The following is a 12,960-nucleotide window of genomic DNA, read 5'->3' on the forward strand; positions in this document are numbered from 1 at the left end:
TCGTTTCTGATAAAGTGAGGAGATGTCAGTATCTTCTCGTCGTCTTGCCTGCGCGTCCATCGTCGCGGCACTTGTGGCGGGTGGCGCCCTGCTCCCCCTCGTGGTGGCGTCCGCATCGGCCTCGACGTTCGTCGCAGCGAGCATCCCGATCACCTCGACATCCAGGCCCGATCCGGCCCCGGTGGCCGTGGCCGTCGACCCTGCGACTTCTCAGGCATATGTGACCAATACCTTCGACGGCACGGTGTCCATCATCGATACCCGCACGAATCGAGTCACCGGCACGGTCCCGAACGGCCCGACGAGTATTCAGAATGGTCCCAGTGGAGCTGCTGTCGATCCCTCGCATCACCAGGTCTTCGTCACCAACTACAACTCGCACACGGTGTCGGTCATCGACACCGGCACCAACCGCGTGACGACGGTGATCCCACACGACTCGAACCGGGGGATCGGGTCCGGCCCCGACGGAGTCGCGGTCGACCCTGAGCTCGACCGTGCCTTCGTCTCCAACGTGATCGATGGCACGGTCTCCGTGATCGACACGACGTCCAACCAGGTCATAGCGGTCATCCCGCACGGTACGCCTGGCGGCATCGGTAAATTCCCCATCGGCGTTGCCATCGACACCGTGCTGCACCACGCGTATGTCGCGAACCTCGATGACGACACGGTCTCGGTCATCGACACGCGGAGCAACACCGTCACGGCGGTGATTCCCGCCGGAGCGACGAACGGGATCGGTGATGCTCCCCGTCACATCGCGGTTGACGAGATCAGCCACCGGGCTTTCGTGACGAACGAGCGTTCAGGAACGCTTTCGGTGATCGACACTCGAACCAGTTCGGTGACCACCGTCATTCCGCATGACCTGGCTGCAGGAATCGGAGACGGCCCTGATGGCGTGGTCGTGGATCCTGTCGGCCGCCAGGTCTATGTTCCGACCGAGACGCGATTCACCGTGATCGACGTGGATTCCCTCCGAGTAACGAGAGTGATTCCGAAGAGTGGGGCCACCGACTACGGGTCCGGGCTGCAAGGAATCGCGGTCGACTCGGTGCGCCGGCATGCCTACCTCGCCGGCAGCAACTCGAACACCGTGGCCATGCTGAACCTCGACTCCACCGCCGCGCTCAGCCGGCGCGGAGGCGTCGATCGATTCGAGGTGTCGGCGACAAACTAGGCCGCCGAGTTCGAGCCCGGGGTCGGCGTTGCGTACGTGGCCTCGGGGGCGGCGTTCGCCGACGCTCTCTCCGGATCGGCGGCGGCGGGGGCTCATGGCGGGCCCGTGTTGCTCGTGGGCACAGACTCAATTCCGACGGTAGTCGGCGCCGAGCTCGCCCGCCTGAAGCCGAAGCGCATCGTGGTGCTCGGCGGGGCGGCGTCTGTCAGCACAGGCGTTGAACAGGCCCTGGGTGGCTACTCGGCCATCGTCGACCGTCTGGGGGGCGCCGACCGCTTCGATGTCTCGGCAGCGATCTCCAAGGATGGCTTCGCCCCGGGCGCTCCCGTCGCGTATGTCGCCTCCGGAGCGGTCTTTCCGGACGCACTTTCCGCCTCCGCGATTGCGGCGAAGGACCACGCGCCGGTCCTTCTCGTCACGAAGGACGGCGTGCCGAAGGGGGTCGCCGACGAACTGACGCGTCTGAACCCGGGCCGCATAGTGATCCTCGGCGGCACGAACACCATCTCCACCGAGGTCGAGATCGCACTCCGCGCCAATCGGCCGACGACACGCCTCGCGGCCGCCGACCGCTTCGGCGTGTCCGCGGCGGCGTCGGCCGCTGGCTTCCCGGCGGGAGCCAAGACCGTGTTCATCGCATCAGGCCTCGTCTTTCCCGACGCATTGTCGGGGTCCCCCGCGGCCGCGGCCAACGCCGCACCGGTGTTGCTCATCACCCCGAACGAGATCCCGACATCGGTCGCCACCGAACTCGACCGACTCGACCCGTCGCAGATCGTCGTGCTCGGCGGCACCGCCACGCTCTCCGACGCCGTCTATCAGCAACTACGAGCCCATCTGGGATGAAGCGCCCACGTTCACGTACCTGTGCGGATCAAGCGCGAGAGAAAACTGGTGGTTGTCGACATCCTTACCAAGGGATATCCGCATAAGCTTTGCTACCCCGCGCATCGCCGAGGCGGTGGTGAGCCTGCCCAGTGAGGTGCTCGGGGTCGCCGACGACGCGACCAGTCTCGGCGGGGCTGCTGCACGACCTGTCGGGGTACTTCGCCGCTCTCACTGCGTATCGGGCGGGTGATCTGCGGCCGATCGTCGAAGGATTCGCCGCGGCGTCGTTCGCAGCCGTCGCCAACGGCCGGATGCTGGTCCGCGCGTTGCAGGATGCGCGTGGGCGCTGGGATGCCGTGGTGACGGCTCGTTCCGACTCGTCCGTCACCGGCTGATGACGCTTCTGCTGCGCCAGCCGGTCATCACCAATCGGGTCGCGGCGGCCGAGCTCGGTGTCAGTTCCGTGGCCGCACAGGCGGGCATCGACCGCCTCGTCGCTGCGGGCGTGCTGACGCAAGCGGGTGGTGGAGCGCGAAACCGCCGCTGGGCGGCGCAGGAGGTGCTCGATGCGCTCGACGCCTTCGGCGCACGGGCGCTGCGGCAGGGCTAGCGGGCGGGCGCCTGCTCCTCGGCCACGAGGTCGGCGGGCAGGCGGCGGCGCGGACGCCACGCGACCGTCGCCACGAACACCCCGGCGATCACGACGGCGCCGCCGAGCAGCTCGCCCGGCGACGGCACCTCGCCGAGCACGAGCCAGGCGCTCGTGAAGCCGGCCACCGGCACGAGCATCGAGAACGGGGCCACCCGGCTCGAGGGGTTGCGCTTCATCAGGGTCACCCAGATTCCCGAGCCGGCCACCGTGCCCAGCAGCACGGTGTAGGCGAGGCCGAGCAGTGCCGGCAGCGCCTCGGGGGTGAAGGAGGTGACGAGCGAGGTCCAGATGCGCTCCGGCCCCTCGAACACGAGCGAGAGCGCGAGCATCGGGATCGGCGGCACCACCGACATCCACAGCGTCAGCCCGAGCGGACTGGTGGGGTTGGCCTGGCGGCTGCAGATGTTGCCGAAGGCCCAGCCGAGCGCGCCGAACAGCGTGAGGATCACGGGCAGCAGCGCCGACACCCCCGCCCGCTCCGCCGCGATGATGCCGAGCCCGGCCACCGCCACCGCGATGCCCACCCCCTGCACCACGGTGAGCCGCTCGCGCAGCCAGAGCGCGGCGATCACCACGGTGAAGGGCGCGGATGCTTGCAGCACGAGCGAGGCGAGCCCCGGCGGCATCCCGGCGGCCATGCCCGCGTAGAGGAAGGCGAACTGCAGGATGCCGAAACCGAGCCCGTAGCCGAGCAGCCAGCGCAGCTTCACCCCGGGCCACGGGACGAACAGCACCGTGGGGATGGCGAGAACGAGAAAACGCAGCGCCACCAGGAAGAACGGCGGATAGTGCTCGAGCGAGAAGTGGATCGCGACGAAGTTGACCCCCCAGAGCAGGGCGACGAGCACGGCGAGGAGGCGGTCGCGAGGGGGCATGGTCTCAGCCTCGGGGCGCGCTGCCGAGAGCACAAGCGACGGTGTCTTCAACCTCCCTGTGGCGGAGGTTCACAATGGGCGACTGGCGACCGGCGACTGGCGACTGGCGACTGGCGACCGGCGCCGGGCTGGCTCGAGTCAGCGGCCGTGCTTCGCGAGGATCGTGTCGAGGTCGATGCGCTTGAGCGTGCCCGCCCAGTCGAACTGGCGCGCCGCGTGGATGGCGGCGTCCTCGGCCAGCACCTTGCCGTTGCGCTCGATGGTCACTCCGGCCGGTGCGACGTCGTTCAGGATGCGCAGGATCTCGTCGTTCACCGCCTCGGCATCGAAGTCGGCGCCGTAGCGCGCGTAGACATCGGCGTTGACGGTGTAGTTCAGCACGGTGATTTCGGTGTGGGTCACCCGTCCATCCTGGTCCTGGCCGCCCTCGAGGGGAAGCCCGCGCGCCGGAACGCCGCCGGCCGCCCATCCGCCGGCGCGTACCATCGAAGGGTGCAGAAGAACCGAACCTCCGCCGGCGCAATCCTCCTCGCGGCGGTTCTCGACACCGCCTTCGTGCTCGCCTTCGTGGCCATCGGCCGCCAGAGCCACGACGAGGGTTCCGCGTTCCTCGGCTTCCTCGTCACGGCGTGGCCGTTCCTCGCCGGCGCGGCCGCCGGCTGGCTGATCGCCCGCGCCTGGCGGGCTCCGCTCCGGCTCGCCCCGACCGGGGTCGTCGTGTGGGCATCCGCCGTGGTGCTCGGCATGCTGCTGCGCATCGTCTCGGCGCAGGGCGTGCAGCTGAGCTTCGTCATCGTCACCGCCGTCGTGCTCGCCGTGTTCCTCGTGGGCTGGCGGGCTGTCGCCCTTCTGGTGCGGCGGCTCCGGATGCGCCGGGCCGCTTCGGCCTGATCCCTCGCTCCGGGCGCATCCGCCCCGGTGCGCCCCCGGAACACCCCGGCTGGCTCACGGTTTCGCTTCGTAGGATCAGCCCATGCGAACCAGAGCGTGGGCAGCGGCGTCGGGGGTGGTCGCGGCCGGCTCCGTGCTCGCCACCGCCGAGCTCGTGGCCCTGGTGGCCGGTGCGAACACGAGCCCGCTCTTCGCCGTGGGCTCGCTCGTCATCGATCTCGCCCCGCCCGGGGTGAAAGACCTCGTCATCCAGCTCTTCGGCACCGGCGACAAGGCCGTGCTGCTCATCCTGCTCGGCGTGGTGGTGGTGGCGCTCGCGGGTCTCGCGGGCGTGCTCGAGCTGCGCCGGCCGCCCTTCGGGGCCGTCGTCGTCATCCTCGGCTCGGGCGTCGCCATCCTCGCCGTCACCACGCGCGCCGGCGCGAGCGGCCTCTGGGCCATCCCCACGGTGCTCGGCATGATCGTGGGCGTGCTGGTGCTCCGGATGCTCGTCGCCCGGCTCCGGGTCTGGTCGGCGTCGGCCGCGCCCCTGCCCGCCCTCGCGGCCGCACCGGCCCCGCCGGCCGCGCCGGAGCCGACCGCCGGGTCGCGCCAGGTGTCGTCGACGGCGCCGGAGGCAGCAGTAAGCGCTACCCCGCCGGCGCGCGAACCCGCGCTCCGCGCGCAGGCCGCCCTCGACCGCCGCCGCTTCTTCCAGGCCGTGGGCATCAGCGCGGGAGCAGCCCTCGTGGTGGGTGTGGTCGCGCGCTCGATGAACGCGACGGCCAACGCCGTCAGCGCCGTGCGCGCCGCCATCACCCTGCCGCCGGCCGCCACCCCGGCCCCCGCCGTTCCGCCCGGCGCCGATCTCGCCCTCGACGGCCTCTCGCCTTACATCACCCCCAACGAGAGCTACTACCGCATCGATACCGCGCTGCAGGTGCCGCAGGTCGACGCCGACAGCTGGAAGCTCCGCATCACGGGAATGGTGGAGCAGGAGGTCGAGATCACCTTCGACCAGCTGCTCGCCCTGCCCCTCGAAGAGCACCTCGTCACCCTGGCCTGCGTCTCCAACGAGGTGGGCGGCGACCTCATCGGCAACGCGAAGTGGCTCGGGTATCCCATCCGCCAGCTGCTCGCCCAGGCGAAGCCGCTCGCGGGCGCCGACATGGTGCTCTCGACGAGCGTCGACGGCTTCACGGCCGGCACCCCGCTCGAGGCCCTGCAGGACCCCGACCGCGTCGGCATCCTCGCCGTCGGCATGAACGGCGAGCCCCTGCCGGTGGAGCACGGCTTTCCGGTGCGGATGGTCGTGGCCGGGCTCTACGGCTACGTCTCGGCCACGAAGTGGGTCACCACGCTCGAGGTCACGAAGTTCTCCGATGCGCAGGGCTACTGGACCCCCCGTGGCTGGTCGGCCCTCGGCCCCATCAAGACCGAGTCGCGCATCGACGTGCCCCGCGCCGGCGCCTCCGTCGCGGCCGGGACGGTGCCGGTCGCGGGCGTCGCCTGGGCCCAGCACACCGGCATCGACAAGGTCGAGGTGCAGGTCGACGGAGGGTCCTGGGCGCCCGCCCGGCTCGCCGACACGGCGGGCGTGGACACCTGGGTGCAGTGGGTCTACGACTGGGAGGCGACACCCGGATCACACACCGTGGCCGTGCGCGCCACCGACCGCTCCGGCTACACGCAGACCTCCACGCCGGCGATGCCGGCCCCCGACGGCGCCACCGGATGGCACGCCGTCTCGGTCTCCGTGAACTGAGCCCGCCCGCGCCCGCGGACACGCCGCTCCGCCCGCGAATCCATTGCGGTGCATAGAGTAGATGCGTGGTGGGGATGTGAGATCGGTCGAGTGGCACGAGACGGGCGCCCGCCGCGCCCGATCGTTCACCGGCGCTCCGAGACTCCCGAAACTCCTCGTCGAGCGGCCCCGCCTGGTCGAACTGCTGGAGACGGATGCGCCGCTCACGGTCGTGCGCGGCGTCGGCGGCTCCGGCAAGACGGTGCTGATGGCCGAGTGGGCGCGGCGCCGGCCCGAGTCTGAGCGGCCCGGTGTCTGGGTGTCCCTCCGCCGCCAGCCCGCGACCAGGCTCGCCTTCTGGAGCGACGTGGTCGACGCGCTGATCGACGCCGGGATCGCCGAGGAGGGCTCCCCTCTCGCGAACGTCGTGGCCTCGTTCGGCCGCTCCGACGACCCGCGCGGCGCGCTCGTGCGCGCCTTCTCGCGGCTGCCGCACGGCATCCACCTGGTGCTCGACAACTATGAACTGGTCGTCGACGACGCCGTGCACCACGACCTCATCGACCTGCTGGGGTACTGCGACGAGCTGCGGGTGACCCTCGCCACTCGCACGATGAGCGGCCTCGACACGGCCCTGTTCTCGCTGCGGGTCGACTCCGAGATCGTGGGACCGGCCGCGTTGCGGTTCAGCGACGGCGAGGTGGAGCGGCTGTTCCGGCTCGCCGGGGTCGACGCGCGTCCCGGCACCGTGCGCGCCGTGCAGCGCACCACCGACGGGCTCGCGCTGCCGGTGCGGGCGGCGGCCGCCGTTCTCGCGACCGAGGGCACGCTCATCGAGCCCGACGACATCCGCGTGCCGGAGTCGGTGGTGGCCTACATCGCCGAGACCGTGCGGCACGTCGTGGCCGACCAGCGCACCCGGGCCTTCCTCGTGCGCATCTCGCTGCCCGAGGGCGTGAGCGTCGAGCTCGCGCGCGAGCTCACCGGAGAGAAGCGTGCCGAGGCACTGCTCGACGAGGCCGAATCGAACGGCCTCGGGCTGTGGTCGAGCGGGCCGAACGGCGTGCTGTTCCGCTTCTCCACGGTCGTGCGCACCGCACTCGTTGCCGAGCTCGCCGCCGAGTTCCCGGCCGAGCTCCCGGCGCTGCGACACCGCTACGCGCTCTGGGCGCAGCGGCACGGGCTCTCGTTCACCGCGCTCTCGAACGCCGTCGACTCGGGCGACCTCGACTTCGCCTCGCGGGTGGCCCGCGACGAGTGGGCGGCCCTGCTGGAGCTCAGCCTGCCGGAGACCGTGGCGGTGTTGCAGGCGATCCCGCTGCGGCGCATCCGCAACCATCCGCTTCTGGCGATGCTGCTCGGCCTCGGCCACACGGCCACCGGCGAGCGGCTGCGGGCCATCGAGATGTTCACCCTCGCCATCTCCGCCTCGCGGGTGCGCGCCTCCACAACCCTGCCGGTGGAGCGTTTCGTGCTCGTCGCCGGTGAGAGCGCGGCCTACCGCCTCAGCGGGCGCTTCGAGCGCGCGGGAAAGGCGGGGGAGGCCGCCCTGCGCATCTTCGAGTCGCTCTCGCCGACCGATCGCGACGACGTGCGCCCGAACGCGCATCAGCTGCTGCTGCAGTCCGGGGTGTCGCTGCTCTACTCCGGATGGCCGGAGCCGGCGCTCGAGGCCTTCCGCGCGGCCGCCACGAGCGCGAGCGGGCTCGCCCCCGCCGCGGCCCGGCGTGCACGGCTGCAACCGCTCGCCTCGATCGCCGGAACCCTCGCCATCGAGGGGGAGATGGTGGAGGCGCGCGTGCCGATCGCCGAGCTCGACGCCCTCGACCGGCTGGACTGGCCCGAGGGCTGGCGCGACGGCTATCCGGGCGCGCTCTACCGCCTCGCACGCGGCTTCGAGGCGGTCGGCCGTTTCGACTTCGTGGCGGCGCAGGCGGAGGTCGACGCCGTCGTGCGGCGGCTGCCCGCCCACGAGCATCGCGGCGCCTTCCTCGTGCTGCAGGCGCTCATCGACCTCGGCTCGCTCCGCCACCGGGCCGGCAGCGTCGAGCTGCAGGTGGCGCTCGAGCGCGGCCGGGGCGGCACCATCCCGCCGCAGCTGGAGGACTGGCTGGTCTGCTTGCTCGCCGTGCAGCACCTGGGTTCGGGCCGGCTGTCGAAGACGGATGCGCTGATCAGCCGGCGCCCGGAGGACACCGCTCCCGTGCTGCTGGTCCGTGCCCTCGCGGCACTGCTCGGCGACGATGCGGCCGAGGCGCTGCGGCAGTTGAGCAGTGCGCGGATGCCGGAGACGGCCATCCGGCGGGTGGAGGTGGCGCAGGCGCTCGTGCGGGCGGCGGCTCTGCTGCGCCTCGGCAATCACTCCCTCGCGGCCGGCTGCACCGACGAGGTCGTCGCGCTGATGCGCGATCGGGGGCTGCGCTTCGAGATCGTGTTCATCCCGGATGCGGATCGCACCGCCCTGATCGCGAACGCCCGCGCGCACGGGCTCGAGACGAGCGTGGCCTACCTCGAGTCGCTGTCGGGGCATCCCTCGTTCCTGCCCTCGGCCCTCGCGCGCATCCGCCTCACCGAGCGCGAGACCACGGTTCTGCGGGAGCTCGCCGGGACGGGCAGCGCCGCCGAGATCGCCGCCTCGCTGTTCGTGTCGGCCAACACCGTCAAGTCGCAGCTGCGCAGCCTCTACCGCAAGCTCGGCGTGACCTCGCGCGAAGAGGCCCTGGTGGTCGCGGCCGAGCGCGGCCTGCTCGAGGCCTGAGCCCTGAGCATCCTGCCTCGGTGGATCTGGTTGGATTCAGGATCATGAAGAGCTCCGCAGCACTGTACGCACGCATCGCCCAGACCGTCGGTGCCATCGTGGTCGTGGGAGGCTTCCTGACGATCGCGTTCTTCCGAGAACTCGATCATGCTAACGGTGACTCAGCAGCCGCATGGCGCGCCATCGGAACCATCGCCCTCGTCTGCGTGCCGCTGATGGCCATTGTTCTCGTGTTCGGAGTGCTCCTGACCGGCGGCCTCGTGCGTCCTCACAACCTCAGGAAGGACCCCGCGATTCAGCTGGTGAAAGAGAGCTACACCACCAATTCATCGCGGCTGATCCTCGCCCAGTTTCTCGACCCTGCGGCCGGTGCTCCGGAGAAACGGCAACCCCCGCGATGGATGTCGATCACGATCAGCGAGGAAGGCGTCGGTTTCTGGTCCGGATCCAGCGAGCCCACGGAGGTGCTGACAATTCCGTGGGATCGGGTTTCCCGGCCCGATTCCATCGACGTGATCGAGCGCGGTCGCTGGTGCCGAGGGATTTCATTGGACGTCCTGACCCTCGATGGAAGGTTGTACAAGCTCGAACTGCCGGTACTAGGTCGTGGGCCGTTTGGGCTCTTGAGCGCGCGCGAGTCGGACATCGAGAACATGGCAACCGCGGTCCGCTCACACCTGCACGACGCACGAGCGTGATGCGAACCGACTCTGTCCGCGGGGGCTAGCCGATGAGGCTCGGGCGCAGGTCGCGCAGGGTGCGGTGGCGCGTGAGGCGGCGGGCGCCGAGGTAGGAGATGGCGAGCGCCCCGAGCAGCCAGTAGAACAGCGCCGCCGCGTCGCCGGCCGCGAGGTCGAGGTTGCCGCCGTACATCAGTTGCCGGATGCCGTCGACCGCGTGACTCATCGGCAGCACGGTGTGCAGCACCTGCAGCGGCCCCGGGAGCGTCTGCCAGGGGAAGGTTCCGCCGGCGGTGACGAGTTGCAGCACCATCAGCACCAGACCGAGGAACTGCCCCACGCTACCGAGCAGGATGTTCAGGGCCAGGATGATGGCCGCGAACGTCGCCGAGGTGAGCACCATGAAGCCGATCATCCCCCAGCCGTGCTGCACCTGATAGCCGAGCGCGAGGGTCACGACGGCGAAGACGGCGGCCATCTGGATGCCGCCGAGCACGGCGGGCGTCGCCCAGCCGGCGGTGGTGACCAGGGCCGGCTTCTTGAAGGCGGTGACGGCCCGCCGGGAGAGCGGCTTCACGATCAGGAACAGGGCGTAGATGCCGATCCAGGCCGCGAGGCTGATGAAGAACGGCGCCATGCCGGCCCCGTAGTTGCTGGCCTTCGTGACCGCGCTCGAGTCGACGGCGACCGGGTCGGAGATGGTGCTGGCGGCGGCCTCGCGCTGGTCGGCGGTCTGGTTCGGGATCTCGTCGAGACCGGAGGACAGGCCGTCTTTCAGGGTGCCGATGCCGGTGTCGAGCGTGCCGAGGCCGGTGGCGAGCTGACCGGAGCCGTCGGTCAGCTGCTGGGCGCCCGAGACCAGCTGGGCCGAGCCCTCGGCGAGCTGGGCGGTGCCGTCGGCGAGCTGCGAGGCTCCGGAGGCGGCGCTCGCGATGCCGTTCGAGAGGGCCGGCGCGCTGTCGGCGAGCTTCTGCGTTCCCGCGGCGAGTTCGGCGCTGCCGGCGGCCAGGGTGCCGATCTGCACGGTGGCGTTCTGCACCTTCGTGTTGCCGTCGACGACGGCGGTGTCGACCTGGTCGGCCAGGCTCAGCAGCTGGGCCTTCTGCGCGTCGGTCAGGGCGCTGCTGTTGATCTGGGCGACGATCTGCGCGTGCAGCGCGGAGGCCTGGTTCGTCGCATCCTGGACCGTCGTGGCGATCTGCGAGGCCTGCGTCGAGAGGGACGCATTGCCCGCCGCCACCTTCTGTGCGCCGTCGTTGAGGGCTGCGGCCTGCGCCGGCAGGTCTGCGGAGCCGGCGGCGAGCTGCTGCAGACCGGAGTTCAGCTGCTGCGCGCCGTCGTTCGCCGAGCTCGCGCCCGTGGCGAGAGTGTGTGCCCCCGTCGTGAGGGCCTGCGCGCCCGTCTGCAGACTCTGCGCGCCGGTCAGCGCCGAGCCCGCGCCGTCGGCCAGCTGGCCCGCGCCGTCGACGGCATCCGTGAGGTTGGTGCGCACCTCGGCGAAGCCGTTCAGCAGTTGCAGGGCGGCCTCCTTGCCCACCTGCTCGGTGATGCTCACGCGCACCTTCTCGGCCACCTGGCCGGCGATGGTGGTGGCGAGGAAGCTGTTGGTGTCGTTGGTGGTGAGCTGCACCACGGCCTGCTTCGGCGCGTTGCCGCTGGCCGAGGTGAGGGCGTTCGAGAAGTCGGGGCCGAGCGTGAGGATGAAGTCGAACTCGCCGTCGCGCACGCCGGTCGCGGCATCCTCGGCGCTGGTGACCTGCCAGCCGACGGCGCCGTCTTTCAGCAGCTGCTCCTGCACCTGCTGGCCGTAGTTGACCGGCTTGCCGTCGAGGGTCGAGCCGGTGTCCTGCACCACGAGCGCCACGGGGATGTCCTTGAGGTTCCCGTAGGGATCGTTGTTGGCCCAGAGGTAGAGGCCCGCGTAGAGGATCGGCACGGCCATCAGCGCCACGAGGGCGAGCTTGGCCATGCTCGTGGCGGTGAGGCGCTTGAGCTCGGAGGCGACCAGGTGGTAGATCTTCACGCTTCGATGTCCAGTTCTGCAAGGGCGGGTGCGGGCTCGGCGTCGGCGGCGATGGGCGCGGGAGGGAGGAGGGGGAGGGCGATCTCGGTGGCGGCCTCGCCGCAGACGACGGCCACGGCGAAGTCGCGGCCGGCCAGCTCGGTGGCGACGGCGAGCCAGTCGCGGGGGTTGCCGCCGTGCCGGTCGGGGCTCGTGATCACGAGGCCCTGCACGCCGGGACGGGATGCCGCGAGCTCGGCGAGCAGGCGAACGCGCACGGCGGCGGGGATGTCGCCCATCCGCTCGCCGGCGAGGCCCGCGGCGCCGCATTCGGCCAGCGTCGCGTCGATGTAGGCGCGCGAGGTGGAGCGGCCGGCGTACATCAGCTCCTCCTTCACCACGGCGCGGAGGCTGAGGTCGGCGGCCGGCTCGCTGACGCCGGGGGCGTCGACGAGGGCCACGCGCTCCTGCAGGAGGCCCGGGTCTGCGGCGCCGTCGAGGGTGACGGTGCCGGAGTCGGCGTGCATCCGCCCGCTCAGGATGAGGGCGAGCACCGTGGGCTGGTCGCCCACCTCGGCCTCGGCCAGGGTGACGCTCCCGGTCTCGAAGGCGACCGTGCGCTCGGGCAGCGGGATGCCGTTCGAGCCCTTGCTGACCGAGGTGGCGACGATTCTCATGCCGGGCTGCTTTCTGCGGTGGGGGAGGTGGGGATGACCGGCACGGGTTCGCCGGAGAGCTGCGGATGCGCGGCGAGCACCGCGTCGGCGTCGCGCCACGAGAGCCCGGCGACCGACAGTCCGACCGACATCACGAGCCGGCGGCCTTCGCCCTCGCTGAGGTCGGCGCGCACGGCTTCGTCGAGAACCGCGATGGCGGCGTCTTCGATGAGCCGCGCGAGCGTCTCGAGCGGCACGTCGGCGCGGAACCAGCCGCCCTCGACGCCGCCTCGGGTGGCGAGGCGCACGGAGGCGCGCACCGGTGCGAGCGCCTCCGCCACCGTCTTCTCGAGCGGGCCGTGCACCGCGAACTGCGCGAGTACGCGCACCTGCTGCACCTCGGTCCACAGGGCGGCGCCGATCAGGGCGAGGTGGATGCGAGGGTCGTCGTGCTGCACGCCGCCCAGGGCCGCGGAGATGCGGGCCCCGCCCCGGGTGAGCAGCTCGGCGAGCAACTCGTCGCGCGAGGCGAAGTGCCCGTAGATCGAGCGCCGCGAGAGCCCGGCCTCGGCGGCGACCGCGTCGAGCGACGCCTCCGCGTCGCGCCGGAACACCACGGCGGCCGCCTCGAGAATCGCTTCGCGGTTCTCGAGCGCGTCTTTCCGCGGGGTTCGCGCAGCACTCAGGGTCGTGGACATGACCCTCACTCTAC

At 71.1% G+C, this 12,960-nt stretch carries 12 protein-coding genes; 7 read left to right on the forward strand and 5 right to left on the reverse strand.

The features are described from left to right. Nucleotides 1-22 precede the first annotated feature (22 nt). The 3 genes from VD659_RS08065 (at nucleotide 23) to VD659_RS08075 (ending at nucleotide 2,621) form a co-directional block, all read left to right on the forward strand. On the forward strand, nucleotides 23-1,183 hold the full coding sequence (locus VD659_RS08065; protein WP_423260598.1) for a YncE family protein: 1,161 nt from the start codon (nucleotides 23-25) through the stop codon (nucleotides 1,181-1,183). 36 nt (nucleotides 1,184-1,219) lie between these two features. Continuing rightward, a complete protein-coding gene (locus VD659_RS08070) occupies nucleotides 1,220-2,029 on the forward strand; it encodes a cell wall-binding repeat-containing protein (protein ID WP_423260600.1) in 810 nt (269 codons plus the stop codon). Between the two features lie 376 nt (nucleotides 2,030-2,405). Beyond that, nucleotides 2,406-2,621 (forward strand): hypothetical protein, encoded by a 216-nt coding sequence (locus tag VD659_RS08075; RefSeq protein ID WP_423260601.1) that lies wholly within the window; start codon nucleotides 2,406-2,408, stop codon nucleotides 2,619-2,621. Here the strand turns inward: VD659_RS08075 and VD659_RS08080 are convergent. Further along, nucleotides 2,618-3,538 (reverse strand): EamA family transporter, encoded by a 921-nt coding sequence (locus VD659_RS08080; protein WP_423260602.1) that lies wholly within the window; start codon nucleotides 3,536-3,538, stop codon nucleotides 2,618-2,620. The genes VD659_RS08075 and VD659_RS08080 overlap by 4 nt on opposite strands. A 138-nt stretch (nucleotides 3,539-3,676) precedes the next feature. Then, nucleotides 3,677-3,940: a hypothetical protein gene (locus VD659_RS08085; RefSeq protein ID WP_423260603.1), complete on the reverse strand. Its 264-nt coding sequence runs from the start codon at nucleotides 3,938-3,940 to the stop codon at nucleotides 3,677-3,679. Nucleotides 3,941-4,030: 90 nt separating this feature from the next. Here VD659_RS08085 and VD659_RS08090 point away from each other — a divergent pair, with 90 nt between their 5' ends. The 4 genes from VD659_RS08090 (at nucleotide 4,031) to VD659_RS08105 (ending at nucleotide 9,608) form a co-directional block, all read left to right on the forward strand. After that, entirely contained in the window at nucleotides 4,031-4,429 is a 399-nt protein-coding gene (locus VD659_RS08090; RefSeq protein ID WP_423260604.1) for a DUF3054 domain-containing protein, read from the forward strand. 82 nt (nucleotides 4,430-4,511) lie between these two features. Then, on the forward strand, nucleotides 4,512-6,173 hold the full coding sequence (locus VD659_RS08095) for a molybdopterin-dependent oxidoreductase (RefSeq protein ID WP_423260605.1): 1,662 nt from the start codon (nucleotides 4,512-4,514) through the stop codon (nucleotides 6,171-6,173). Nucleotides 6,174-6,249: 76 nt separating this feature from the next. Next, the gene (locus VD659_RS08100; protein ID WP_423260606.1) at nucleotides 6,250-8,910 is read left to right on the forward strand and encodes a LuxR C-terminal-related transcriptional regulator; all 2,661 of its coding nucleotides are present in this window, start codon (nucleotides 6,250-6,252) and stop codon (nucleotides 8,908-8,910) included. Nucleotides 8,911-8,954: 44 nt separating this feature from the next. Then, on the forward strand, nucleotides 8,955-9,608 hold the full coding sequence (locus VD659_RS08105; protein ID WP_423260607.1) for a hypothetical protein: 654 nt from the start codon (nucleotides 8,955-8,957) through the stop codon (nucleotides 9,606-9,608). A 25-nt stretch (nucleotides 9,609-9,633) separates the two neighbouring features. On the opposite strand, the gene VD659_RS08110 is transcribed toward VD659_RS08105, so the two are convergent. Genes VD659_RS08110 through VD659_RS08120 form a run of 3 tightly spaced genes read right to left on the reverse strand, consistent with a single transcriptional unit; the run spans nucleotide 9,634 to nucleotide 12,946 of the window. Continuing rightward, a complete protein-coding gene (locus VD659_RS08110; RefSeq protein ID WP_423260608.1) occupies nucleotides 9,634-11,613 on the reverse strand; it encodes a YhgE/Pip family protein in 1,980 nt (659 codons plus the stop codon). Beyond that, nucleotides 11,610-12,269 (reverse strand): hypothetical protein, encoded by a 660-nt coding sequence (locus tag VD659_RS08115; protein ID WP_423260609.1) that lies wholly within the window; start codon nucleotides 12,267-12,269, stop codon nucleotides 11,610-11,612. Before VD659_RS08115 ends, VD659_RS08110 begins: the two co-directional genes overlap by 4 nt. After that, nucleotides 12,266-12,946, reverse strand: a complete 681-nt coding sequence (locus VD659_RS08120; protein WP_423260610.1) for a TetR family transcriptional regulator — start codon at nucleotides 12,944-12,946, stop codon at nucleotides 12,266-12,268. The genes VD659_RS08115 and VD659_RS08120 overlap by 4 nt, the downstream gene beginning before the upstream one ends. Between the last annotated feature and the right edge of the window lie 14 nt (nucleotides 12,947-12,960).

Origin of the sequence: Herbiconiux sp. 11R-BC (assembly GCF_049472555.1) — a bacterium.
In the GTDB taxonomy this organism is placed as follows: domain Bacteria; phylum Actinomycetota; class Actinomycetes; order Actinomycetales; family Microbacteriaceae; genus Herbiconiux.

Bases quoted from the DNA above. Each gene is read 5' to 3' on its own strand.
- VD659_RS08065 (WP_423260598.1), top strand. From the start codon at position 23: ATGTCAGTATCTTCTCGTCGTCTTGCCTGCGCGTCCATCGTCGCGGCA.
- VD659_RS08075 (WP_423260601.1), top strand. From the start codon at position 2,406: ATGACGCTTCTGCTGCGCCAGCCGGTCATCACCAATCGGGTCGCGGCG.
- VD659_RS08080 (WP_423260602.1), bottom strand. From the start codon at position 3,538: ATGCCCCCTCGCGACCGCCTCCTCGCCGTGCTCGTCGCCCTGCTCTGG.
- VD659_RS08095 (WP_423260605.1), top strand. From the start codon at position 4,512: ATGCGAACCAGAGCGTGGGCAGCGGCGTCGGGGGTGGTCGCGGCCGGC.
- VD659_RS08105 (WP_423260607.1), top strand. From the start codon at position 8,955: ATGAAGAGCTCCGCAGCACTGTACGCACGCATCGCCCAGACCGTCGGT.
- VD659_RS08115 (WP_423260609.1), bottom strand. From the start codon at position 12,269: ATGAGAATCGTCGCCACCTCGGTCAGCAAGGGCTCGAACGGCATCCCG.
- VD659_RS08120 (WP_423260610.1), bottom strand. From the start codon at position 12,946: ATGTCCACGACCCTGAGTGCTGCGCGAACCCCGCGGAAAGACGCGCTC.